The organism is Pleionea mediterranea, assembly GCF_003148745.1.
Taxonomy (GTDB): domain Bacteria; phylum Pseudomonadota; class Gammaproteobacteria; order Enterobacterales; family Kangiellaceae; genus Pleionea; species Pleionea mediterranea.
On the sequence record NZ_QGGU01000003.1, the window covers coordinates 279,000 to 303,333 of the forward strand.

General features: G+C 41.3%; 21 protein-coding genes and 2 pseudogenes. 7 read left to right on the forward strand and 16 right to left on the reverse strand.

Features of this window, described 5'->3' with window-relative positions:
• Positions 1 to 6: 6 nt before the first annotated feature.
• The 4 genes from C8D97_RS05225 to thrC all read right to left on the reverse strand — a co-directional run bounded on the left by C8D97_RS05225 (position 7) and on the right by thrC (position 6,159).
• On the reverse strand, positions 7 to 1,125 hold the full coding sequence (locus tag C8D97_RS05225; RefSeq protein ID WP_109762641.1) for a M14 family metallopeptidase: 1,119 nt from the start codon (positions 1,123 to 1,125) through the stop codon (positions 7 to 9).
• A gap of 238 nt (positions 1,126 to 1,363) precedes the next feature.
• Positions 1,364 to 2,002, reverse strand: a complete 639-nt coding sequence (locus C8D97_RS05230; protein WP_109762643.1) for a chalcone isomerase family protein — start codon at positions 2,000 to 2,002, stop codon at positions 1,364 to 1,366.
• A 171-nt stretch (positions 2,003 to 2,173) separates the two neighbouring features.
• Positions 2,174 to 4,783, reverse strand: coding sequence for a bifunctional aspartate kinase/diaminopimelate decarboxylase (locus tag C8D97_RS05235; protein WP_109762645.1), 2,610 nt, complete (start codon positions 4,781 to 4,783; stop codon positions 2,174 to 2,176).
• Positions 4,784 to 4,785: 2 nt separating this feature from the next.
• Complete coding sequence (thrC, locus tag C8D97_RS05240) at positions 4,786 to 6,159, reverse strand: threonine synthase (RefSeq protein WP_109762647.1); 1,374 nt, start codon at positions 6,157 to 6,159, stop codon at positions 4,786 to 4,788.
• Positions 6,160 to 6,411: 252 nt separating this feature from the next.
• Between thrC and C8D97_RS05245 the strand changes: the two genes are divergently transcribed.
• Complete coding sequence (locus C8D97_RS05245) at positions 6,412 to 7,662, forward strand: TonB family protein (RefSeq protein WP_109762649.1); 1,251 nt, start codon at positions 6,412 to 6,414, stop codon at positions 7,660 to 7,662.
• A 120-nt stretch (positions 7,663 to 7,782) separates the two neighbouring features.
• On the opposite strand, the gene C8D97_RS05250 is transcribed toward C8D97_RS05245, so the two are convergent.
• From C8D97_RS05250 to dapA, 3 genes are read right to left on the reverse strand one after another with little or no spacing between them, the layout of a single operon-like run.
• The gene (locus C8D97_RS05250) at positions 7,783 to 8,544 is read right to left on the reverse strand and encodes an MBL fold metallo-hydrolase (RefSeq protein WP_170115145.1); all 762 of its coding nucleotides are present in this window, start codon (positions 8,542 to 8,544) and stop codon (positions 7,783 to 7,785) included.
• Positions 8,541 to 9,635, reverse strand: coding sequence for an outer membrane protein assembly factor BamC (bamC, locus tag C8D97_RS05255; protein ID WP_109762653.1), 1,095 nt, complete (start codon positions 9,633 to 9,635; stop codon positions 8,541 to 8,543). Before bamC ends, C8D97_RS05250 begins: the two co-directional genes overlap by 4 nt.
• Positions 9,636 to 9,649: 14 nt before the next feature.
• Positions 9,650 to 10,525, reverse strand: a complete 876-nt coding sequence (gene dapA, locus C8D97_RS05260; RefSeq protein ID WP_109762655.1) for a 4-hydroxy-tetrahydrodipicolinate synthase — start codon at positions 10,523 to 10,525, stop codon at positions 9,650 to 9,652.
• Between the two features lie 274 nt (positions 10,526 to 10,799).
• Between dapA and C8D97_RS05265 the strand changes: the two genes are divergently transcribed.
• From C8D97_RS05265 to C8D97_RS05275, 3 genes are all read left to right on the forward strand, one after another.
• Positions 10,800 to 11,333: a glycine cleavage system transcriptional repressor gene (locus tag C8D97_RS05265; protein WP_109762657.1), complete on the forward strand. Its 534-nt coding sequence runs from the start codon at positions 10,800 to 10,802 to the stop codon at positions 11,331 to 11,333.
• Between the two features lie 73 nt (positions 11,334 to 11,406).
• Positions 11,407 to 11,883, forward strand: coding sequence for a thioredoxin-dependent thiol peroxidase (gene bcp / locus C8D97_RS05270; RefSeq protein ID WP_109762659.1), 477 nt, complete (start codon positions 11,407 to 11,409; stop codon positions 11,881 to 11,883).
• Between the two features lie 62 nt (positions 11,884 to 11,945).
• Positions 11,946 to 13,358, forward strand: coding sequence for a PhoH family protein (locus C8D97_RS05275; protein WP_109762661.1), 1,413 nt, complete (start codon positions 11,946 to 11,948; stop codon positions 13,356 to 13,358).
• 87 nt (positions 13,359 to 13,445) lie between these two features.
• Here C8D97_RS05275 and C8D97_RS05280 read toward each other — a convergent pair whose 3' ends face one another.
• Positions 13,446 to 14,528 (reverse strand): AI-2E family transporter, encoded by a 1,083-nt coding sequence (locus C8D97_RS05280; protein WP_109762662.1) that lies wholly within the window; start codon positions 14,526 to 14,528, stop codon positions 13,446 to 13,448.
• Between the two features lie 25 nt (positions 14,529 to 14,553).
• Positions 14,554 to 14,817 (reverse strand): hypothetical protein, encoded by a 264-nt coding sequence (locus C8D97_RS05285; RefSeq protein ID WP_146196080.1) that lies wholly within the window; start codon positions 14,815 to 14,817, stop codon positions 14,554 to 14,556.
• A 173-nt stretch (positions 14,818 to 14,990) separates the two neighbouring features.
• On the opposite strand from C8D97_RS05285, the gene C8D97_RS05290 reads away from it, so the two are divergent.
• From C8D97_RS05290 to C8D97_RS18575, 3 genes are all read left to right on the forward strand, one after another.
• Positions 14,991 to 16,457 carry a beta-barrel assembly-enhancing protease gene (locus C8D97_RS05290; RefSeq protein ID WP_109762666.1) on the forward strand — a complete coding sequence of 489 codons (1,467 nt, stop codon included), beginning with the start codon at positions 14,991 to 14,993 and terminating at the stop codon, positions 16,455 to 16,457.
• Between the two features lie 108 nt (positions 16,458 to 16,565).
• Positions 16,566 to 17,081, forward strand: a complete 516-nt coding sequence (locus tag C8D97_RS05295) for a hypothetical protein (RefSeq protein WP_109762668.1) — start codon at positions 16,566 to 16,568, stop codon at positions 17,079 to 17,081.
• A gap of 92 nt (positions 17,082 to 17,173) precedes the next feature.
• Positions 17,174 to 17,362, forward strand: a complete 189-nt coding sequence (locus C8D97_RS18575) for a helix-turn-helix domain-containing protein (protein ID WP_109762670.1) — start codon at positions 17,174 to 17,176, stop codon at positions 17,360 to 17,362.
• A gap of 55 nt (positions 17,363 to 17,417) precedes the next feature.
• Here the strand turns inward: C8D97_RS18575 and C8D97_RS18420 are convergent.
• The 7 genes and pseudogenes from C8D97_RS18420 to C8D97_RS05335 all read right to left on the reverse strand — a co-directional run.
• Positions 17,418 to 17,745: pseudogene (locus tag C8D97_RS18420) on the reverse strand (transposase); the annotation flags it as partial.
• Positions 17,742 to 18,062: pseudogene (locus C8D97_RS18425) on the reverse strand (transposase); the annotation flags it as partial. The pseudogenes C8D97_RS18420 and C8D97_RS18425, both read right to left, overlap by 4 nt.
• 141 nt (positions 18,063 to 18,203) lie before the next feature.
• The gene (locus C8D97_RS05315) at positions 18,204 to 21,098 is read right to left on the reverse strand and encodes a TonB-dependent receptor plug domain-containing protein (RefSeq protein ID WP_109762671.1); all 2,895 of its coding nucleotides are present in this window, start codon (positions 21,096 to 21,098) and stop codon (positions 18,204 to 18,206) included.
• Between the two features lie 196 nt (positions 21,099 to 21,294).
• Complete coding sequence (locus C8D97_RS05320; RefSeq protein WP_210204861.1) at positions 21,295 to 22,260, reverse strand: FAD:protein FMN transferase; 966 nt, start codon at positions 22,258 to 22,260, stop codon at positions 21,295 to 21,297.
• Positions 22,261 to 22,281: 21 nt separating this feature from the next.
• On the reverse strand, positions 22,282 to 23,265 hold the full coding sequence (locus C8D97_RS05325) for a TonB family protein (RefSeq protein WP_170115147.1): 984 nt from the start codon (positions 23,263 to 23,265) through the stop codon (positions 22,282 to 22,284).
• Between the two features lie 3 nt (positions 23,266 to 23,268).
• Positions 23,269 to 23,778, reverse strand: coding sequence for an ExbD/TolR family protein (locus C8D97_RS05330; RefSeq protein WP_109762675.1), 510 nt, complete (start codon positions 23,776 to 23,778; stop codon positions 23,269 to 23,271).
• On the reverse strand, positions 23,775 to 24,320 hold the full coding sequence (locus C8D97_RS05335) for an ExbD/TolR family protein (protein ID WP_109762677.1): 546 nt from the start codon (positions 24,318 to 24,320) through the stop codon (positions 23,775 to 23,777). Before C8D97_RS05335 ends, C8D97_RS05330 begins: the two co-directional genes overlap by 4 nt.
• Between the last annotated feature and the right edge of the window lie 14 nt (positions 24,321 to 24,334).

Below are 24,334 nucleotides of genomic sequence, written 5' to 3' on the forward strand. Positions count from 1 at the left end.
CTCAATTTATTTGAAGTGAAGTAATACAGGCTGCAAAATTGCACCACCCAACAGCATGCAACGCTCAGATGACCAGCCCTTCTCAATATCAGGTAGGTTAGCGTTGTCTTTAAATGGCATCTCCAGAGTCATCGACAAACAACCAAAGGTTTGCCCAACCCAGGAACTGCCAATACTGAGATCAGCTTTACCAGGCTCATCTTTTGGATAACCGTAGGTATCCTGAAACTCTGGAGTTGCCACCTTAAAATTATCTTTAAAGGCTTTTTCCTGATTAGCAAGTGGCTCGTCGTACCGAGGAATACCTTCACAGCCGGCTAAGAAATTGTAAGGCAAGCCCTCATCACCATGAACATCGATGAATAAATCAACACCTTTGTCATGCATGGCCTGTTGGACAAAAAACACCTCAGGACTATTTTCCTGACTGGCTTTATCCCATTCCCGATTTAAATTAACGCCTTTAGCATTGGTTCGTAAATGGCCGCGTTCAGTGCCATCGGGGTTCATATTCGGTACAAGATGAAAACAACAGCTTTCCAGTAACGAGCGAGTAACCCCATCATTGGCATCCAGTAATCGATTGATTAATCCTTCCATAAACCACTCAGCCATGGTTTCACCCGGATGTTGTCGAGCAATAAACCAGACATTATTTTTTGCTTCTGCATTTCCGATACTGAGTAGATTAATTTCGCGTCCATCAATGGTAGAACCTAACACCTGATGTTCACACCAAGGATGCATACCGGCCTGTTGAACCAGTTGAAGGTGCCTTTCATAACTATAAGGCTCAAAATAGGCGAAATAGGCGCAAGAATGTTCAAACGACAATGAAAAAACCAGCTTATTATTTTCAAATCGTGTGGGTATTCGAAACCATTCAACACCGTCATAACTGCAGCATACTTGGTAGTCTGACCAGCCATCTGGGTACGCAGATTTGTCAGCATCCAGAATATGGAATTCCAATGTTCGATCAAGAGCATTATTGGCTTTAAAGTAAAACCACTGTTTAAAGTCAGACTTATAGTCGTTATTAATTTTCAATTCGACAATTTTGTCATCAACAGTGTTGTGGTGATGTATATTGCCGGCCGAAAACTGGCTGTTAATTTGAACCATAAATAGAGGCCACCCTTAAATTTATTTAAACTAAGGATAAGGATGGCAATCAGGAAAGTAAATGCGAAAGTAAAATAATCACACTATTCGGAGGAGTTAGAGGCTGAAGCTGGCTACTTGTTGGCCATTAACGTTTAATTTTCACACTGAGATTATCTCTGAGAGACAGTATAAGGCATGTAATTTATCTGTAATTAAAACGGATTATTTGCTCATTATCAAAACGACAATGATTAAATTAGCCTTTAACATCCACATAGGTTCTTAATAGATCGATGGCGTACTTATCTTCATTTGATCCTACAAGACCCTTTTTAAAAGCAGTACTGAATGGCTTTTCGCCTAACCAGGCCTTAAATAAAACCTTGTCAAATCCCCGTTTTTTGATAGTACCCAATACTTCGTCGTTATGACGCACGGTAACACCACGTTTTGGTACGTAATCAAAGGTCAGTGAATCGCCTTTAGAGTAAATCCCTTTAAACAAACCAATAAACTTACGTAACTCGTTACGATAAGCCTGAATTTCTTCTGACTCGTTATTGATTCTTAGGCCTCCAGCCATTTCTCGGCCAAAACTGCGCGCAGAAACCCGATTTAAAGCGAACCTAAGGGTGAGGCGCTTGGGACTTTCTAAGAATATAATATCAGTGTCCAAGGTGGTTTTTTCAGGTAAATAAAGAGCGGCAATATAGTAGGTAGCATTCAATTTTTTGACGGCCCCCATACCATTAAGAAACAGTTCAGAGTCACCCACAGTAGTTTTTTGAATAGCATAAAGCTCTTCATTTGATGCAGACAAGGCTGAGAAAGACAACAACAAACAACAAGTTAACAAGCTACGTTTTAGACTGAAATGCACTTTGTACCTACCCATGAACCAAAAACATCAAAAGAAAACTCCATCATACCGCCTTTTGATTCCAGTCCCTTGAAACAGGCTTTGTTTTATATTTTTATACCTAACTCCAGTGGTTATACCACGCTTTACACTATAAATTTATACTAATTACTTTTAAATGTCACATTTTTAGAACATTTATTTCGCTTAGAGATTCTCAAAAATATGCTCTCCTGCTGGCTCACGCATATTATAGCGTGATGACATGACTTGCCCGTAAGCCCCTGTATTGGCGATCAACAGAATATCGCCTTCAAACGAAGGGGGCAACAAGCGATCTATTCCCAGTTTATCGCCTGTTTCGCAGATAGGCCCTACAACCGTGTATTTCTCTGTTGCAGGCTGATCGACTCGAGTCAGATTAACTATCGGATGGTATGCTCCGTATAAAGCAGGCCTAATTAGCGAGTTCATTCCTGTTTCAATGCCCAAATAACCTGCACCAGACTTTCCTTTTAGCTGTGTTACACGGGCAACAAGCACGCCGCATTCAGCGGCAATAAAGCGGCCAGGTTCTAACCAGAGCTCCAAATCTCCTAGCAAAGATTTAAGCTTTAATAACAGCTCGTCTACTTGTCCCAGATCAAGATTATTTTGCTGTGGCTTTTCAACAATACCAAGCCCGCCTCCCAAGTCGAGAAATTTTAATGAAGGGAAGTGTTCAGCCAGCGACAACAAGGTCTGTCCATTCTCGTACCAGTTGTCGGCAGTTAATATGCCACTACCAACATGGCAATGCAGCCCAATAATGGAGATATCCAATGTTCTGAGTGTATCTTTTGCATTCAACAAAGCTTCAACTGGAATTCCAAATTTGGCTTCTTTACCTGCTGTTTTAACATGCGAATGATGCCCCTTACCTGTGCCGGTATCTATTCGCAATAACAATTCTTTTCCTTGAAATAAATCTCCCCAGTGCTCCAGAGGATAAAGATTGTCTAAAGTGAGTAAAACGCCAAGCTCCAAAGCTTGTTTATACTCTTCTCGAGGTGCAAAATTTGGTGTGAATAAAATTCTTTGCTTGTCTATCTCTGGAAATAGTTTTAATACAAACGTCACTTCCTGCAAGGATACGCACTCAAACCCCATACCTAAGGATTCAACATGCTTTAACAACTCTGCATTTGAATTGGCTTTAATGGCATAAAAAAGTCGATCAATCGATTTAAGAGCCTGCAACTTTTTAATTTGCTGCTCAACTTTAGACAATGAATACACATAAGAAGCACCCTGCTGATGAGCGACCTGCTCTAAAGCACGAGTGTGCTGAAACCACCAGCTTTGTTTAACCATGATATCAGGCTCACTTAACTGATCTCCAAACAGAGCCGACCAACTCTGACCGATTTGTTCATTTCCCTGGTGTTGAGAAATTAAATTCTCATGCAACTGCTTTACAAGCTGCGGGGCTTCGTTTTCATCGATCACAAAAGTAAAATTAAGATTATTGGCCGCCTGAGTCAGCATATGCACGGAACGGTTTTTAAAGACTTCGAAGGCCTGACTGAGTTGCGCAATCAATGTTCGAATGGAATTACCCACAATACTTACCGCAGCGCAATTTTCTTGTAACGACACCCGACATATCGAGCTGAGCTCTTTAATCAATAATGCTATTCGTTCACGTGAAATCCCTTGCGTTAAGTTATCTAAAGTGACGGTTACACTTGTTTCCGACGTTGAAACCTGATCAATCGATAAACCGTGTTTAAAGAATACATTAAATGCTTCTGCAAGAAATCCCGGTCTTTGCCACATATCGGATGTTTCCATAGCAATCAGCAAAACTCCATTTCGAACAGATATGGCTTTCACTTGCGGCTCAGACTGTTGAAAACTGCCAATCAGGGTACCCTGTTTATCTAGTGCAAAAGTTGATCCCACAAATACCGGTATTTGGGCATTTCGAACAGGCCTTAAACAACGAGGGTGTAATACTTTTGCACCAGTTGACGCAATCTCTTGCGCTTCTTTATAGTCCAGCTTAAGCAGTTGGCGCGCCTCGGGTAATTGCCTTGGATTAGCAGAAAACATACCGGGCACATCTGTCCAGATTGCAAGCTCTTCAGCATTTAATAGAACAGCGAAATACGCAGCCGAGGTATCCGATCCGCCGCGTCCTAATACAACGGTTTCACCGCATGAGTTAGCGGCAACAAACCCTTGAGTAATCACAATTTGACCTAAAGCCGATAGTTGCGAAGCTTTATTGGGATCAAATGCTACCTGACACTCTGCATTTAGATATTGATCAGCGATTGACCGATGCTCTCCGGCATCAGACTGCAACCATTCTGTTGCGTCCATTCGGGCTACAGGTAATGATAATTGCGCTTCCAAAAACGCTTTTAAAATGGTTGAGCTAAGCTGCTCGCCTATAGCCATAATTTCGGCCTGTAACGCAAAAAAAGCGGCTAACTCTTCTTCTTTTAAGCGTTTATGACAATCTCTTAATTGACTCAACTTGCTATCTACAAAATCTTTCAGCCGTGGTTCTTTTAATTCCAGCTTTTCAATGAAGGATTGATGTCGCTGTTTAAGTTGCAAAACAACCTGTTCAATATCAACTACATCCGGCTTATTAATCACTTCCTCAAGCAGATTAGAGACACCACTAAACGCAGAAACCACTAATAAAACGTTACGTTGTTTATTGCGGTACCCTTTAACAATGGTCACCATGTTATTAATTGAATCAAGTGACGAAACGCTGGTACCGCCAAACTTTGCGACTACCCAAGATTGTTCTGTGGTCATTACTACGGCCTACTTAATAAAAATGACTTAATGTCTGATATTTGATTTGACAGGTTGTATTTACGCTGTGAGCCATTGAGTAACTCAGCGATACCTGTTGGACAAGGTACATCGGTACCCGTTATCTGTTTAATTGATTCACTGAATTTTATGGGATGTGCGGTTGATAAACAAATGACATTTTCCTCTAACGAACGCTCTTTAGCACACATGCCTACGGCAGTATGAGGATCCACCTGGAAACCAGCTCGACTCATTGTCCTCATCATATCAGCTGTTTCTGTGTCAGAAATGGAATACACTTCAAACAATTGACGGAATGACGCCATAATCTCGTCCTCTATCTCGAACAAACCGTCAGACTGTAACTGTGCCATTTTTTCTTTAATGTATTCACTGTTACGCCCCGACAACTCAAACAGAAGTCGTTCAAAGTTTGAAGCCACTTGTATATCCATTGCAGGGCTTAACGTCGATTTTGAATCCAGGGGTTGATACACGCCACTTTCAAAGATACGAGCCAATAGGTCATTACTGTTACAAGCAACAATTAACTTGTTAACTGGCAAGCCGCAACGGTAAGCGTAATAGCCCGCCAACACATCACCAAAATTACCAGTAGGCACAGAAAAAGATAACGAGGTTATATTCCTATCATTATTATGAGCCAACTGGTACGCGTAAAAGTAATAAACCATTTGTGCCATGATTCGACACCAATTTATGGAGTTAACAGCGGTAAGGTTCAGCTGCTGTCTGACCTCTGCATCGGCGAATAACTGCTTAACTATATTCTGCGCATCATCGAAACTTCCATCAATTGCGATCGGAAAAATATTATCGGAGATATTCGCGGTCATTTGTGCTTCCTGCACCTTCGAAATGCGCCCAGTTGGATACAGCATAAATACCCGGCATTGATCATTGCCTGCCAACCCTGCAATGGCTGCACCACCGGTATCGCCAGAAGTAGCCCCCAGAACAGTTAACGATAAGCCTTCTCTGGCCAGCAATTCTGATAAAACTTGCCCCAAAAACTGTAGAGCAATGTCTTTAAAGGCCAAGGTTGGGCCATGAAACAACTCCAGTACATTAAATAAATCATACTGCTTGAGCTTTACCACATTCGTCTCAGAAAAGCTCGAATAGGCACTATCAAGCATCGCTTGAATTTTACCTGGCGTGAAATCTGGTGCCATAAATGATGTAAAAACACCACAGGCCATCTCAGTGTAACTAACTGGATTGGTCAGATATCCTGATAAGTCAGGCAGTGATTCTGGTACATACAACCCACCATCATGTGACAATCCATCAAGGACCGCATGGGAAAAGCGTTGCGTTATTTGGTTATTTCGAGTGCTAATATAATTCATATATACAATCTTAGGCTAAAAACATTCGCTATTTTGAGAAAAACTGTTGAGAAAACAAAAACTTTTTGGTTATATGGTGGTTGTGGGTAAGTATGTTATTTATAAACATCCTATTTTAACGCCGCACAATAAAAACATTAGCTGGCTGCAGGAACGCACTCTATAAAATCAGGAAAACCGGTTTGTTTTCAACGTTGTGCCTATGTATTTATTTTTATAAATAATGACCTATTTCGGGTTGTGGAGAGGAATATGGCATTGGGTCGATTTATCAGCGGGTATTTATTCGCATTAATTTGCATTACATCTGTCTCAGCCGCCGAGCAAGTGACATTGGCCGACGGCAGCAGTCTTGAGCTGAAAGGTATAGGGGTAGCTAGCGAATTTAGAACCGATATTTATATTGGCGCATTATATGCTCCTGTTGGTCTTGAATCTCTATCACTTATTAAAGACATCAACACACCAAAACGTATTGAAGTACGTTATTTAGCGGATAACTACTCATATAGAAAAGTCAGTCGACACTTTAAAGAACGCATTGCGATGAACAATGATCGCGAGATCTGGCAACCTATGACTCGAGAAATCGTCACCTTTTCAAGACTTTTTAAGCAAAACTTTGTCACTGGTGATGAAATTCGTATAGATTTTATCCCCGGCCGAGGCTCAGAAGTCTATTTAAACGATACATTGTTTGAGACAATCGAGAATCCGCAACTTTTTAACTTGCTGCTTGAATCATGGGTTGGCAGTGTTCCTCCATCAAAATCCTTTAAACAAGGCATACTGGGAGAACTGAGTGACTCTGAACAATCAAGTATCATTCAGCGCTATGAGAGTCTAACCCCTGTTACTGGTCGCTTTACACTGTCGACACCACAAGTTGCCGAGACAACAGAGTCAAAACCGACAGCGAATAAACAACCACAACAAACAAAGGTTCCAGAAAAAACGCCACCTAAGCAAGTGGCCAAAAAAACCGAGCCAAAAAAAGTAGAAACACAAAAACCAACACCTAAAAAAACGGTTACGAATACAAAGCCAACTCCTAAAAAGCAAGTGGCTGAAACCAAAACACCAGAAAAAAAACCAGCAGAGATTTCACAAACACCCAAAAAGAAACAAGTTACAGAAACGTCGAAACCCAAACAGCCTCCTGCGACAAAAGCAGAGCCTGAGCCCGTGGTGGAAGATGACTTCATCGATGAAGACTTAATTCGTGGCGCTTATGTAAGAGAATTAATTGCAGAAGTAAAGCAGTATCAGGAGTACCCTCGCCAAGCTCTAATTGATAGGGACGAAGGCGATGTATTAGTAAAAGTAACTATCGATCGTCAGGGTGAGGTCATAAATACCAACTTATTAGAGCGATCAGGTTCACGAACGCTCGATAAAGCCGTTCTAAAAATGGTTCGTCGAGCTTCACCATTCGCTGCTATGCCACCAGAACTCTCTGGAGAACAGTTTGAATTTGAAATTCCCTTTAGCTTTCAGCTTTAAAATGAATTCTTTCAAGCAATGAATCGTCGCAAATTCATTGCTTGAATTTAGAATTAAAATACATTTTAAATGCTAATTAATCCTGATAAACGTTCATCATAATTTATTAAAATCTTCATATTAAGTAACTGTTATCCATTCGGTACCCTTTTCTTGTGATGCAATCTGAAACTCAGCGTTTATATCAAGTCCCTGACATAAACGCTGAACGAGTTCAGGACAATTATTTTCCTCACTCAAATGCAAAGCAATCACCTGTTGCAACGATTCTTTTTTTAACCGCTTTAATAACTGTAAAGATTGATAATTGCTTAAATGCCCAAGATCACCAGCTATTCGTTGTTTAAGCATTGCCGGATATTTACTGTTAGCCAGCCGCTCCGCATCATGATTAAATTCGAGTAATAGTAGATGACACTCAGATAACATATCTAATGTATGATTGGTAATTCGTCCGGTATCAGTCAATAAACCGATTTTCTTTGCTGCTGAATAAAAAGCAAACTGAACCGGTTCTCGAGAATCATGAGGAACCGTAAAAGGAGTCACGTCTATATCACCAATTGTGATCTTTTCTCCACCGTTTAAAAAGTGCAAGTTACTAATTGACTCACAACTTTTATGCAAAGATGTGCCTCTTGTCATCCACACTGGTATATTAAATTTTTTAGAGAGCCTCGCAACACCAGAAGCGTGATCACCATGCTCATGAGTCACCAATATCGCTGAGAGCTGCTCAGCCGACACGCCTTTTGCACTCAATCGACTTTGTGTGTCTTTTAAACCAAACCCACAGTCAACCAACAAAAAAGTCGAATCAGTGGCGATCAGGGTAGCGTTTCCTTTACTCCCCGATCCCAAAGAGGTACAACGAAAGCTCACTGGTATTTATTTCGACGAGTATTACGTCCAAAAGCTTCTGATAGATGAGGATAAATTTGTGTCAACTTGGCGTCAGACAATGGTTCTCCTTCAATGTCAATAAACGTCATGGTGACGGAGCCACCTTCCTTACCACCAATAATTAACTGATAAGCGCCTTCAGGAAGATTTAATGCAACCCCTTCATCATCTCCAAACAATGATGCAAAAAAGCCAGGTTCGTTTGGCTCAAACTCAAAAAAGTAAGTACCCGATGACTGATCACGATCGGTCAATGTAAAACCAAAAGGCTCCAATACCTTTGGAGCTTTGAGCCAAAGTGTCCGCCAATCAGTATTAGCAAGTAAAGCTGCTCGGCTATCTGAGTCTGCGCCAAGAACTACATTAAAGCCCTGATTCAACTGCTTAAGTCTTTTGGCATTTTCAAGTCGCTCAAGGTAATCCATGTAACCAACAAATTCATTTAAGAACGCCGTTGCCATCTTTCGGTTTTCAGGAATACTTTTCCAACTATCTTCATCATAAGGCATAATTTGATGTGCCTGCTGTGACACAACGACACTGGATTCGCCATTACGTTCTCCTTGAGAGATCGAAAAAGCAAACTTACTTCGCTCAAATCTAGGTAAGCTGGTGCCGAAAACACTACGCCACCAAGCTTCATTATCAATCAGAACCCAGTCTGATTTTACTAAACCATTTTCTTCAATAAAACTTAACTCTTTATATTCAAAAAAAGCTTCCAACTGTTGTCGTAACTCATCAACTGGCTTCATCCAAAAGACACCTGGATTAACAGACTGACGATTTATCCGCATTCCTTGACTAACTGCTAAAACCTGCAGTGGAGGTGATTTATCCAAGCTATCTCCAGCCGGTAATTGCTGTGATTGAGGAGGAAGTTCGGGCACTCGTGCTATATTGCCAAGATGATCGGTTTTGTATTCATCCGGTACTTGTAATGGTTTAGTCTGTTCAGCTTTCAAATAATCCTTTGACGAATCGTGAATTAATCCATCCTCACTGTACAGCCAGCTGCATCCAGTCATTAAAAAGGAGGCCAAAAGTGTAATAACTGAAATAAACTTCATTAATGTTTCTCTCTTTATGCCACTAGAGACAATCGACGCATTGCGGTTAGTAAGGCGTCTCGTTCTGTTTCAAGTGTCGTCAATGGTAATCGAATATAAGGGTTAACTTTTTTCATTTGAGCCAAAGCCCATTTAACAGGAATAGGGTTGGCTTCACAAAATAATAATGTATGCAGCTCTTCTATTTGCCGCTCAATATGTAGAGCAGACTCGATATCGTTATTCAGTGTTAGCCGGCAGCGTTTCGCCATTTGCTCAGGTACCAAGTTTGCGGTGACAGAAATTACACCATCACCACCCAGAGCCATAAATTCGTGTGAGGTCGCATCATCGCCACTCAATACTGAGAATTGACCTTTGCAATGCTGAATTAGTTCCTTTGCAACGGATAATTCTCCGGTTGCATCTTTAATTCCCAATATATTGTCGTGTTTAGCTAATTCAAATACAGACTCATTATCCAGTGAAACAGCCGTTCTACCGGGAACATTGTACAAATAAACAGGATGAGTAGCGGCATCCGCTACAGCCTCGAAGTGTTTAATCAATCCGCTTTGCGACGGTTTTACGTAATAAGGTGTAACAGTTAAAAAGCCATCAATGGCTAAAACATTCAGCTTTTGGGTGATTTCTTTCGATTTAGCCGTGCAGGCCGCCCCATTTCCGACAATCACTTTCATGGTGTCACCAGAATGCTCGATAGCAACGTCGACCAACGAGATTACTTCTTCTAGCGAAAGTGCCGTTGACTCTCCAGTTGTACCAGCAACTACCACAGCCTCTGTGCCAGCTGCTTTATGCCATAAAATCAACGATTTAAATGCACCTAAATCCAGCTCTCCGGATTCTTTCATGGGGGTTACAATCGCGACAATACTTCCACTAAGCATTTTTCACCTTAAAAAACCTGCCAAGCCCCAACTATTGAGGCATAAAAATAATGCGCTATGTTACTCATCGCCCTGCCAGAGTACAAGTACAGCCAACGCAATAAAGCATATACTTGACTTAGAGCATATCAAACTACCGATTGTTTTTTGCGCACCACCTAACATAGACTAAAATCGATAGATGAATTTTTAGTCAATTCATACGAAACTACTGACAAGTCAAAATTTAACCTTTACACTTCGCAGCCATCTCAATATCAGAAGAAATATTTATATGAGTACAACATTAATTATTTCAGCAATTGCGCCCAATCGTCCGGGGATGGCAAATGACATAGCGCACCTGATTCAAGAATTCGGAACCACTATTCTGGAAAGCCACATGACCGTCATGAGCAATGAGTTTACTGTCATCATGGAAGTAACCGGTCCCTGGAACGCACTAGCAAAACTTGAGCACCAACTGCCAATGAAAGCCCATAAACTGGGCATGCTAACTATGCTTAAGCGCTCAGATAAATTGGCAGAAGAACCTCAATGGACAGCCTACCGGGTTATTATTTCCGATGTAAAAGATCGAGGAATTATTAATCAGGTCACCTCGTTTTTTGCTGAAAACCACGTAAATATTGAAGAAGTCAATTGTCGAACATTTCTTGCTCCACAAAGTGAAGCATTAAATGGTGAGTTGAAGATGACCGTGACTTTGGATAAAACACAACCATTTGATGAATTACGTTCAAAGTTTGAACAGTTTTGCAAAGTCTCAAATCTTAAAGCAGAAATCACGCCACTTAAAAATTGTTAACCAATGGTTGCAAGGTTAAATTTTATGTCGTAGATTCTTAATAAACCCATTTAACAAATCTGGAGAACAGGCATTGAGTCATTCGCCTGAAATAGGAAAGAAAGCCCCCAATTTTAACCTCCCCGCCACTGGCGACAAAAAGCTCTCTCTGAAGGATTTTAAAGGTAAACATCTGGTGATTTACTTTTATCCCAAAGATGCCACCCCAGGATGCACCACTGAAGGTCAAAATTTTCGAGATACTTTTAATAAATTTAAAAATGCCAATTGCAGCATTTTAGGTGTATCCAGAGATAGCATTAAGTCTCACGAAAAGTTTAAAGAAAAACAAGCGTTTCCATTTGACTTACTATCAGACGAAGACGAAGAAATGTGCAAAGCCTATGACGTCATAAAACTTAAGAAACTTTATGGCCGTGAATATATGGGTATTGAACGCAGTACATTTCTGATCGACGCCAACGGAAAGTTAAAAAAAGAATGGCGTAAAATAAAAGTCAAAGGTCATGTAGACGAAGTATTGGCAGAGGTAAAAGCCTTAAACGCTTAACGCACCAATACATCAGCTTTTATTCTTGTTCGATCGGTACTATCCAACAATGAGGTGGCTCTATGACCAGAAGAAAGTTCAAAGGCAAGCGTATATTCGTACTGGATACCAATGTACTGATGCATGATCCCTCTGCTTTATTTCGATTTGCAGAGCATGACATCTACATTCCCATGGTGGTACTTGAAGAGCTGGATGCCGGAAAGAAAGGGGTTTCCGAAGTTGCTCGAAATGTTCGGCAAGTCAGCCGATACCTTGATGAACTGATGAATGGTGCATCCAGTGAAGAAATTGAACAAGGACTTCCATTATCCAATACACCTCTGGTCAATGATGAAAAAACCCGCGAAGGTCGATTATTCTTTCAAATCCGAGAACATCAAGACTCACTGCCCACTTCGTTACCTGGCACCAAAGTCGATAACACGATATTAAACATCGCACTGCGGTTAAAAGAGCGGCACAGTGATCGTCAGGTCACTCTAGTTTCCAAAGATATAAACTTAAGAATTAAATCAAAAGTTGTTGGCGTTCACACCGAAGATTACTACAACGATAAAGTGCTCGATGAAATTGAGCAGCTTTTCACTGGCACTGAAGCTTTGCCCGATGATTTTTGGGAAACGCACAGTCGAGAAATGGATTCCTGGCTCGAAGAAGGCCGAACTTTCTATAAAGTTAATGGCCCCCTTGTCAGCCAGTGGAGCAGTAATATGTTTCTATATTCCACCAGTGGCGATAACTTTGAAGCGATTGTCCGAAAAATTGATGGCGATCAGGCAACCATTGAGCTAGCCAAAGACTTTCATGGTAGCCATCAAAATGTCTGGGGGATTACTGCACGCAACCGGGAGCAAAATTACGCGTTAAATCTTTTAATGGATCCTGAAATTGACTTTATTTCACTGCAAGGTCCAGCGGGCACCGGAAAAACCTTACTGGCGCTTGCCGCTGCTCTTGAGCAAACCATAGAGCAAAAACTATACAAAGAAGTTGTAGTCACGCGAGTCACTATTTCCGTCGGCGAAGATATCGGTTTTTTACCCGGCACTGAAGAAGAAAAAATGACCCCCTGGATGGGCGCCTTTATGGATAATCTGGAAGTACTGGCACCCGGCTCCAGCGAAGATGACTGGAGCCAACAAGCGACACAAGATATCCTTCGTAAATGGTTAAAAATTCGGTCGCTTAACTTTATGCGTGGACGAACGTTTCTAAATAAATTTTTAATCATTGATGAAGCACAAAACTTAACGCCAAAACAAATGAAAACATTAATCACTCGTGCTGGCCCAGGAACAAAAGTTGTATGCTTAGGCAATGTTGCTCAAATAGATACGCCTTACTTAACTGACACGGGCTCCGGTCTGACTTATGTGGTTGACCGTTTTAAAAAATGGCAGCATTCTGGCCATATAACCTTACAGACTGGCGAGCGTTCTCGTCTGGCAGATTTTGCCTCACAAGAACTGTAAATCTAAAGTTTATATGCCTTTAAAATACATAAGCGGGATTCAACATCCCGCTTTTAAACATTTGATGCCTAGTAGGGCTTTTCGTAACTAAGCTGCTTCAACAGCCTCGTCATCATCGGATGTTTTCACTTCTTCCCAAGCTGTTATAACGGCTTTAACCAATGTCGCTAATGGAATAGCAAAAAACACGCCCCAGAACCCCCAAATGCCACCAAAAAACAGTACCGCAATAATGATGGCAACCGGGTGAAGATTAACTGCCTCGGAAAATAGAATAGGCACCAGTACATTACCGTCCAGAGCCTGAATGATTCCGTACGCAATCATTAGCCAGATAAATTGCGTGTCGAAGCCCCATTGTATGTACCCCATTAATGCAATGGGGATAGTAACCACAGCAGCACCTATATAGGGAATTAACACTGAAAAGCCCACAAGCACACCGAGTAACAGCGCGTATCTGAGTTCCATAAAACTAAATACGATAAAGCTGAACATACCAACGATGAATATTTCCAGCACTTTACCCCGTATGTAATTTCCTATTTGTGCATTGACCTCAATCCATACTTTATTGGCAAGATAACGCTCTTTTGGTAACCAGCGTAAACACCAGTTTATAATTACATGCTTATCTTTCATAAAGAAGAACAGCATCAAGGGAACCAGAATCAAATAAACCAACAATGCAGCGGCATTCAATAAAGAACTGAATGATACCGACACCACTATCTCACCAAGTCCACCCATTTTGTCACCCAGTGATTGATACAGCTCATTCACCTGTTCTACCGTTATAAAATTAGGATATTGTGAAGGCAAGGCTTCTAATGTGGTTTTCACTTTACTTAACATCATGGGCGCTTCGGATACCAGATTTTCCAGTTGCTTCCAGATAAGCGGAATCACTCCGAGACTCAATAATAAAGCCACTCCAATAAAGCCGCTAAATACAATCATGACACACCAGCTTCGAGTTAACTTTGTACGCTCACAGGTTTGCACGACCCACTCAAGCAAATACGCCAATACTATGGCGACAAATACTGGCGCCAGAATCTCTGACAAGGTCAAAATCAATAAAAAGCCGGCAAGTAGAATCATCAATAAGATGACAGCCTGGGGATCAGAAAAATTTCGTTTAAACCAACGAATGAAAAGTTTAGTCATAACTGGCCTTTTGCTTGGTAATGGTTCAGTCCAGCTCGTGATTGCATGTCACTGTCACGATCAGTTCTGCATTGTCAGTTTTTTCAAGCTGCACACAAATATTTAATTTGACTTGCAGCTTACGTAAATCTTTATATAGCGAAATGTCAAAAGTATGAAAATGAAAACAATCACCCGGCTGAGCTTTTCGCAACAGCTGCTTGGCTCTAACAAGCGACATTGGACACTTTATTTCACGGTAATCATAGTAGTTTTTAAGTTGTGTGATGCTTGTTTTCAAATCCGTCACTAAGTGCTACTGTAAAGTAGCTATTGTAACGATAAACTCTAGAGCTTTATACTGCTAAATAAAGCGATGATCATCAAGTTTCTCTATTTAAAACAAAATCGTAACCTCTCGATGCTATTCGTTTTGTACGGGAACTTTATTGAATTATTACTATCTTATAACCAAGCTAAGCAATGAGACAGCCCAAAACCTTGAATGCTCTAATACCCCAGATAACGTCGTTACTCACAAGTGTTGTAATTTTTGGTAGCACAGCCTTTGCAGCCTCTAACCAGCTGCCAGACATGGGCAGCAGTACGTCTCGCACTTTATCCATTCAGCAAGAGCAAGCTATTGGTGACGAATACATCCTTGGTGTCAGACGGTACTTACCTTTAGCGAACGATCCTCTGGCTGTCGATTACATTAATCACATCGGCTTTCGGCTGGTTGAACAAAATCCGGAAGCTCAAGATAGAAAGTTTTATTTCTTCCTGGTGAAAGATGCAACTTTAAATGCTTTTGCTTTGCCCGGAGGCTATATCGGCACGCATACCGGATTGGTCACGGCTGCAGAAAATGAGAGTGAGCTAGCCGCCGTTCTTGGACACGAAATTGCCCATGTCACACAACGTCACTTGGCAAGGCGTCTGGAACTGCAAAACCAGCTATCTTTTCCTGCCTTGGCCTCATTTATAGGTGGTATCATCGTTGCCAGCCAAAATCCTGAAGCCGGTATTGGTATGATGGCAACGGCACAGGCTGGTGTAAAACAAGCACTCATCAATCATACTCGCGAAAATGAAAAAGAAGCGGATCGGGTGGGAATACACGCCATGAGCCGAGCTGGATTTGATCCAGAAGCTGTCGCCGCGTTTTTCGAAAAAATGCAACAAGCCACACGCTATTTGCGAAAACCACCTGAATTTTTGATGACCCACCCAGTTTCTCAAACACGAATTTCAGATGCGCGAGCTCGAGCCCGTTCTATGCCAGCCCCTTATGATCCTGACTCGCTCGATTTCCACCTAATAAAATCTCGACTTGGCGTGAGTACTGAAAAGATTAATTCCAGTAAGTATCAGGAGAACGCCAAACGGTATCAAAACGATAAAGTAACTCAGGAAGTAGAGCTGTATGAGTTTGCCCTACAATCCACTTTAAATGAGTCCTACAATACCGCAATATCCATTTTGACCCAGCTATACCTTAAGCGCCAACGAAACCTTATCTATCTGGTTAGCCTTGCTGATGCCTATATCGCAGCAGGACAACCAGCTAAGGCAATGCCATTTTTGGAAGCCGAGTTAAAAACCACTCCCACAAGCTACCCTCTTATTATGACTTATGCCAGAGCGTTAATTGATAACGAACAACCCAGAGCTGCACGCGCTATTTTACTTGAGCATGCTTACTCAGGCCGCACAGAGCCACAAATATTTCAATTACTGGGAGAAGCTCAAAGTCTTTCAGGCTTTGTTGATGAAGTCCATGAATCACAAGGTCAATATCTCTACGCCACCGGCGACTTGGAAGGTGCACTGGCACAGTTCGAACTCGCCATTGGCCGCAGTTCAGATGATCCCTATGCATCCACCAGAATACAGGCAAAAATTGATAAAATTCGTTTTATATTACGGCAACGTAAAACGCGACATTAGCATCTTTTGCAATCAATATTCAGCTTCTGGTTATTGAAACAGGCTAGACACCACATAGTGCTTTGCATAGACTAATGGATTAGTATCATCCATTAATAGAGTTTCCTTATGATTAAAAAAACAACAGCGTCAATATTACTGGCAGCTTCGCTATTTACTCACTCAATTTATTCTCATAATGAAAGTGCTGAAAAATGCATTGATATTATTGATAATTTGGAGCGGCTTACTTGTTACGACCAATATTTTAAGGCTGAAAACAGACAACACGAGCCAAACAACAACTTAAGTCAAACTCAATCAGTCCAGAATTCGGAAAACATACAAACCTACATTAAGAAAGACGAAAACAAAGTTAGTAAGGACTTATTTGGTCTTGAAAAAGAAGTAGTAAACCAAACACCAGATGAAATAACCAGTAAAGCTATCGGCGAGTTCAAAAGTTGGAACAAAAAAATGCAAGTACCCCTTAAGAATGGTCAAGTTTGGCAAGTTAAAAATTCTAGAAGCTTATATTACCCGGTTACTAACCCTAAAATAACCATTAGCAAAGGCGTCCTTGGTTCTTTTTATATGAGTATTGAAGGGATAAACCGAAGGCTTAAAGTTATGCGAGTAAAGTAAAAGAGACCAGACTCCTATGTGCGTGATTCATAGAGATAGTTTCAATATCATACGACTCTATGAACAAAGAAATTCGACAACGGTTAAAGTAGATTAAGCTTTACAGAGAAACAAAAAGTGCAGATCTGGTGTGTCGCAGATGCAGTATATCCAGGCCGACTCTTCGTAAGTGGTTAAGTCGATACAAAGAACAAGGGCTAGACGATCTACAGGACATACGTCCTCACAGCTCTCCCGATACCAAAGTTAATGAGCAAGTTAAGACATATTCTAAGCCTTAGAAAAGAGTGAAAACTTGGCGCAAGAAGGATTCAAACTAATTAACCTCAGATCGGTTTAAGCCATAACAAGCGATTGAAACTCTTCACAGTTGATATTGAGTGGTGGCTTACTATCTTTAAGACAATACGCCACAAGCCCTCCGACAAGATTTAACATAAACCCATGAACGCTACGATGACGTGAATGCTCTATCTGAGTGACGTTTTTAAGCTGGTCATTGATAGTTTCAATAATAAACCGCCTGGACAGCATAGCCTTATCCCATGCCGACAATAGCTTGGCTTTCATGTTTTTACGCACCTGGGTGATAAGTTCAACACCTTGCTCACGCAGATTGCTGGACAAGGCTTTACTGAGTATAGCCCTTGTCGCCATAGAGCTTGCCGCGCCACAACCATCTTGATGGGCTTTAATGATACTACCATCGATAAATAACCATTCAGGATCATTGTCACAAGAAAGCGCTCGAAACAGTTTTTCTAGGACGCCTTTTTTCGACCATAAATTAAAGCGTCTGAATACCGTGCTCCACTGACCAAATTCCTCAGGCAAATTTCTCCAGGGAACGCCTGTTCTCATGCGGTATAGAATGCCTTCTAGTGTCATCCTATGCTCGTATTTATTGTACACTCGACCACTATGAGTCATTAAAATTTTTAGTTGTTTCCAGGTGTTATTTGTTAGCATGAGTCTTGGCATGATAAGTCAGGTGTGGTTGGTTTTTGGCGAAACAAATTATACCTGAATATCATGCCTGCTTATTTTATAAGCAAAGATCAACACGCTCTAATCAGCATTAGCAATATGCTTCTTTTTTATTGGCTTAATATCCCTTAAAAGCTATGGGCGTAAGGACACCTTCAGATACCAGAATCTACCTTGTGGATCATACAACCCTGGCAAATAACTGTTTAAGTCACACTGTGTACACAACGGAGGGTCTTGATCAAACAGGTTTCTAGCACCCAGTGCAAAGTCAGCGTCCATACCAGCCAATTGAGTGTTATAGCCTAATTGGAAGTCAACATAGTAAGTTTCATCCATAATATTCGTAGAGAATGAATCATCAACGCTACTAGGGTTCGAACAAAGGCCTAGGTTAGTTAAGCTATTTGCCGTACCATCCAAAAAGTCAGAGCAACTTTCATAAATTTTGGACATATATCGAACCGTAGTGCTTGCAGACCAGCTGTTGAGAGACCAATCTACAGTCAGGTCATATTTCCACTCAGGAATAGCGCGATCTGGATTACTACCAAACTCTTCACCGTCAAAATCACGACCAAAGAACGAATCTCTGTAATATTCAACAAAGGTATTTCGCCAGGTTATTCCTAAGCGGCCCCAGTCAAGTTCCTCGGTGGAAATGTTCAGCTTGAAATCTGTACCGGCAGTTTCAATGCCAGTTTTGTCGAGGTTTTGTAAACCATTTCCAAAACTGGTAATTCCACCATTTCCTCCTCGAGCAATACCAAAACACTGCTCATCGTTGTTTAGCAAAACACAGTTATTTAACTGAGTTTGAGCATCAAGAGCTTGAATGGGGTTTTTAATTTCATGATCATAAAATGTTAACTCAAAACCAATGTTATTCCAGGTATTCGAGTTTCTGAACCAGTCTGGACTATACACAGCCCCCCAAGTGAAGCTTTCAGATTCTTCAGGATTTAATTGAGGGTTTCCACCGGTATTCACCGAAATTTGAGTTTGGCCTAGAGAGTCTAGTGCTTGAAAATCAATGTTTGGCCAAATATCCAAGCATCTTTCTTGAACAGACGATGAGGCATTGACACAAGGATCGCTCATGCTTTGATCGTTTCTTGCACCTTCATTAAACAGCTCTCCAATGGATGGTGCGCGAAATCCTTCTGAAACTGTTGCTCGAAGAGACAACTCTTCTATTGGACGCCATAACACGCCAAACTTTGTCGTTGTTGCATCAAAGCTTGTATTCGCTGAAGTATTGTACTCAGAACGACGAACCGCAGCAGATACTTCTAAATACTCAGCACCGCTAACACCTGAAAGTAAGGGGAACTTAGTTTCTAAGAAATACTCGTCTACATCGTAGGAACCATTGGTTGGGCTTGCAGGAATCCCCATGGTTTCGCCACTAGCCGCTATCGCGTCTGGTTCAAAAAAGCCACTTTGAACACGATGTTCATAACCCGCAGCAAAACCAGCGTAGCCCGCAGGCATTTCAAATAACTCACCATTGATATTAGCGTTGAATAGTTGAATTTTATTTTGGCTAGCATCTTTTTGAGTAAAGGAAATGTAATCCAGCATTTGCTGTGAAATTGAATTACGACCAAAAATATTCAAAGGCACACATAAAGGATCTGCCTGACATTCCGACAATGGCCCTAATGCTCTTTTTATACGAGCCGCGTTAAGTGCACCGGTTTTAATCTGGCTGGCACGGTTTGTCCCCCATGACATGGACACATCCCAATAATAAGCCGACTGCCCAGTATCGAAGGTTCCTTCCAAGCCAGTTGTAAAGTAATAGGTGTTTACATCCTGAGAATACTGACGCGGACCATTTTCAATGGGTCGACGGCCAGCAAATATGAAGTTATTTTCATCCAGTGTGACACCGAATGGATTGTAAGGATTAGTCACATCAATACTGACGGTATCAGCAATACCACCAGTGCCCGCATCAGGTCCTATGAAGATAGGCTCTGGTGCAGCCTGATTTTTTGAACGTCGGTTATTAAACATGGCCTGTGTAAATAAAGTGACATCATTGCTTAAGTCATAAGTCGCACGAGTAAAAACATTTGTACGCTTACTTGGCGTTACATATAAGTTAAAGGCAGCATAATTGAATCGATCATCGTCGGTGAAATCATGAAAATCCGAAGGGTAATTTAAATTCCCTGCATCGCCATTAGGGGTTGTACTAACCACATCACCGTTACCGTCAAAAAATACAAATCGCCCAAACGGTGTCGCGGAACTGCCACGGGTATTGCCGGTACCAAACAGAGGCTCAGTCGCAAGTGAGCGGTTTTGAGAGTAAACCACATTTTGATCCACATGGCTGAAACTGGTGACGATACTGTGGCGTGCGCCCGTTGCACCAAAAGTCATATCAAAACTGGTGGTTTCACCGTCTTCGATATCGGCGATAAAGTCACCGAAGCCACCATATGAGGCGTTCATCTCCCAACCATTAACATCTTTACGAGTAATGATATTCACCACACCAGCTATCGCGTCTGAACCATAAATGGATGACGCACCATCTTCGAGAACTTCAATGCGATCAACAATAGCCAAGGGCACTGTGTTTAAGTCAACGGAACTAGAAACACCACTGGCAGAAGAACCACTGACCCAACGGCGACCATCAACTAAAACTAAGACTCGATCGGAACCTAGGTGACGCATGTCCACTTCTGCACCACCGGCACCAACACCACCACCATCGGATGGCATACCAAAGTTACCACTGCTGTTAAATCTGGTATTTAATGCCGCTCCTGAAGTGGACATTTTTTGCAACACATCAGCCACGGAAGTTAAACCTGTTTTAGCCAGGTCATCTCTGTCGAGTGTTAAAACAGGTGCATTACCTGCCGCTTGGGATTGACGAATTCTAGAACCTGTGACAATTACTTTTTCATCTTTCGCAGCATCGTCTTCGGCTGCGTAAACTGGTCTATCCAGTAGAGAAGAAAAAGCGAGTGGGATCAAGGCAAGCTTGAAGTGCTTTTTGGTAATCATAAGGATTAACTCCCTTTTTGTTTGTTTTTTTTGAGTTAATACTTGTCTAATACATCGCTACTCAAGGTAGATTTAGCAAGTATTCTGCTACGTAACCTTACCCTAAAATAATTTTATTGAAAACTTGTTTAGGTTCTCAGTTGGAGATGAGCTTAGATGTTCTGAAATTCAAGTAAAGTAGAATAAAAAAGAATGTTTAATTGGCCATTAAATCACTGGAGTAAAATAACTTTCCATTATTGTTAATGATGATTGCTGAGACATCATCAAGACTATTGATAAGTGCAAGTCCCTTCTCTGCACCAAGCACAAAAACGGATGTTGATAATGCATCAGCTGTTATTGAATCGTTAGCAATTACCGTTACACTGATACTTTGTTTTGATGAGCGTCCCGTAGATGGATCAATAATGTGATGTATTCGCTCATCATTATGAATAAAAAAGCGCTCGTAATCACCTGATGTTGAAATAGCGACGTTCTCTGCTGGCAACTGTGTTAAAACTTTATTCTCTTGTCTAGGATGCTGAATTCCAATTGACCAGAGTCGTCCACGCTTATCGCCTAATAACCGACTGTCACCGCCAGCTTGAACAAACGCGTGAGAAACATCAGCCTTCTTTAATAGTTCAATGCATTTATCCACCGCATAACCTTTTGCAATTCCACCTAAATCGACTTTTACATCTGGCTTTTTAAACGCAATGGTGTTGTGGGTGTCATCTAAAACTAGACTTCGATAATTAATGAGTGTTTTAGTGCTTTCAATAATTGCATCGGATGGAAATTTATTATCGCGGTAATCATAATAAAATCCAACGCTTGCAAAAGTAATATCAAAAGCACCGTCACTGAGTGTTGAAAAATGAACCGATTGTTTAACGACATCAAACAATTCATAAGAGACTTTTACAGCTTGCTCGCCCGCTAATTTATTAAGCTGGGATAATTGACTCGATTCAATATAAGGACTCATTAACTGATCAATACGATTCATTTCATCAACGACGGATTGAATCAGTTTATTTGCCCGTTGCTCATCAGGTTCCCATAACTCAACTTTAGCCTGAGTGCCCATAACGTCAAAGCTGTGCTTGTGCCAGTTAGCATAGACATTACTCAACATGCCTGTCAGCAACAGAGCCAGTAGATACTTAATCATAATAAAACTCAAAAAGGTAAATTATTGGGGAGCAAACACAACAGGGTAATTTCCTTCCCAAACAGCCACATTCATAGCGCCAAAATCAAGGCGTTTAATGGCAAACACCAGTCGTTTTTCAAGCTTAGGATCGTTTAGTTGACTGCTGACAATTGAAACATTCGATACATTACCTGATGGTTCAATTCTCAACTTAAAGACTACAGTGCCTTGCAGAGAAGGATTTTTTCTTAACGCTCGATTATAGGCGGTAAAAATTCGACCTTGATTTCTATCAAATGTCAGCTGAATATTCTCACTGGTTCGAACGCTACCTTTTCCACTTGAAGATTTTGACTTTGCTTTCGCAGCAACACCTTTTATTTTACTGGTAACCGCTGTTGTTCCTTTGCCTTTTAATGCACCACCGCCACCTTGACTAGTACTGGCTTTAGAAACATTGATTCCGCCACTGTCAGCCATTGCCGAGTCACCAATAATTTCTCGAGTGGCCTCTGTTTCGGTAGTACCAGCCGTTGTTAAATTAGTATCTTCGGTCAGCTGAGTAACTGTTTCACTGTCTCTTAAGTCTGCGAACACATCAAACACAGCGGCTTTTTCTTTTGCAACTTCTTTCGCAGATTTGCTGTCGGGTTGTTTTGCAATTTCTTCCGGTTCGGGCGTTGGCTCAGGTTCTTCTGGCTTTTTCTCTTCCGGCTTTTTCTCTTCAGGTTCTTCTTTTGGCTCTTCTTTCGGAAGCTCTGGTTCAACCGGTGGAGGCTTTACTTTTTTCTGCTCTAGTACCAACTTCACTAAGCGATCAGGCACTTTATTGATTACCCGAACATCTTTTGGAACATCGATCCATGGAATAATCACACCAAAAATCAGGCAAACGATTAATATCGAAATGACTATTTTTCGAAATCGTTTTGATTCCTGCTCTGGTTGCTCCCAGGCCAACATCATTTCAACCTGAGGATAGCGACTGGAAATAACCTGATTTTTTAATCGTGGAGCATTCATCATTTACTCCGAGATTGATTCTTTATCTGACTTTTTGACAACCGCCAGAGAAATATCTTTGTAATTGGTTTCGCTCAAGGTATACAAAATACGTTTCAGCAGTTTATAAGGAATTTCTTTGTCACCCATTATAGTAACAGCGCCAGGCTCTTCCGGCTCAGTAGAAATAGACAGTCGCTGTGCAAGCTGACGCTCAAGCTCTTGCTTTAAACCTGAAATAATATTGCTATCACTTTCAATTATTTCGGATGCCGTTGCGACTTTACGACCTTGTACAATTAAATTGTCGTTGTTCACCATAATCAACAAGGTCTCTTCCGGTAATTGTTGCGATGATGATTTAGGTAATTGCACAGATTTTGTTGACGGTAATTGTTCCACGGTCGATGAATTAACCAGTAAAAAGAAAACCAGAATGGTAAAAATATCCATCAATGAAACCAGGTGAAGCGCGCCTTTTCCATATCGTTTATGGTGACGCTCCATACGCTTGGCTCGAGCAGAAAGTTTCATTGACTTGTCCCTCCGCCAGATTGCGAAGAAACATTAGCCGGTGCGCTACCAATAGAAATATCCGGAAAGAGTTCGCCAAATACAATCGTTTTATTGTTATCGGATTCCTGCTCTGTTTTAACTAATCGAACCGCGTCCATAGTTTGAATCAATACATCGTACTCAATATTTTCTTCCAGCAATAACGTTATTGCAGTTTCATCTTTAAAGTCAGGGTTAGCTTTAATAGTTTGTAACGACTCGTTTAGCTTATTGAAATCATAACCTTGCTCGGTATTCTCGATGGTAATAAAACCACCAGAACTGCGTTCAGCAATTTCCAGTCGATTCTCTCGAACAATCACTTCAAGTGCTTTTTCAGGCTCATCAGCTTTTGTCGGGGGTGCGCCAGTACCCGGTAAATTTAGATTTAAAATAGATACTTGAGAAAACACTGCCGTAATCAACAGAAACGGAACCAGTACCACCATTAAGTTCATAAAGGCAGTAATGTTAAGATCGGCATTAACTTCTCTTGATCGCTTAGCCCGGCGCTGCCACATATCAGTCTCCTAGA

Bases quoted from the DNA above. Each gene is read 5' to 3' on its own strand.
- C8D97_RS05225 (WP_109762641.1), bottom strand. From the start codon at position 1,125: ATGGTTCAAATTAACAGCCAGTTTTCGGCCGGCAATATACATCACCAC.
- C8D97_RS05230 (WP_109762643.1), bottom strand. From the start codon at position 2,002: ATGGGTAGGTACAAAGTGCATTTCAGTCTAAAACGTAGCTTGTTAACT.
- C8D97_RS05235 (WP_109762645.1), bottom strand. From the start codon at position 4,783: ATGACCACAGAACAATCTTGGGTAGTCGCAAAGTTTGGCGGTACCAGC.
- thrC (WP_109762647.1), bottom strand. From the start codon at position 6,159: ATGAATTATATTAGCACTCGAAATAACCAAATAACGCAACGCTTTTCC.
- C8D97_RS05245 (WP_109762649.1), top strand. From the start codon at position 6,412: ATGGCATTGGGTCGATTTATCAGCGGGTATTTATTCGCATTAATTTGC.
- bamC (WP_109762653.1), bottom strand. From the start codon at position 9,635: ATGAAGTTTATTTCAGTTATTACACTTTTGGCCTCCTTTTTAATGACT.
- dapA (WP_109762655.1), bottom strand. From the start codon at position 10,525: ATGCTTAGTGGAAGTATTGTCGCGATTGTAACCCCCATGAAAGAATCC.
- C8D97_RS05265 (WP_109762657.1), top strand. From the start codon at position 10,800: ATGAGTACAACATTAATTATTTCAGCAATTGCGCCCAATCGTCCGGGG.
- C8D97_RS05275 (WP_109762661.1), top strand. From the start codon at position 11,946: ATGACCAGAAGAAAGTTCAAAGGCAAGCGTATATTCGTACTGGATACC.
- C8D97_RS05280 (WP_109762662.1), bottom strand. From the start codon at position 14,528: ATGACTAAACTTTTCATTCGTTGGTTTAAACGAAATTTTTCTGATCCC.
- C8D97_RS05290 (WP_109762666.1), top strand. From the start codon at position 14,991: ATGAGACAGCCCAAAACCTTGAATGCTCTAATACCCCAGATAACGTCG.
- C8D97_RS05295 (WP_109762668.1), top strand. From the start codon at position 16,566: ATGATTAAAAAAACAACAGCGTCAATATTACTGGCAGCTTCGCTATTT.
- C8D97_RS05315 (WP_109762671.1), bottom strand. From the start codon at position 21,098: ATGATTACCAAAAAGCACTTCAAGCTTGCCTTGATCCCACTCGCTTTT.
- C8D97_RS05320 (WP_210204861.1), bottom strand. From the start codon at position 22,260: ATGATTAAGTATCTACTGGCTCTGTTGCTGACAGGCATGTTGAGTAAT.
- C8D97_RS05325 (WP_170115147.1), bottom strand. From the start codon at position 23,265: ATGAATGCTCCACGATTAAAAAATCAGGTTATTTCCAGTCGCTATCCT.
- C8D97_RS05330 (WP_109762675.1), bottom strand. From the start codon at position 23,778: ATGAAACTTTCTGCTCGAGCCAAGCGTATGGAGCGTCACCATAAACGA.
- C8D97_RS05335 (WP_109762677.1), bottom strand. From the start codon at position 24,320: ATGTGGCAGCGCCGGGCTAAGCGATCAAGAGAAGTTAATGCCGATCTT.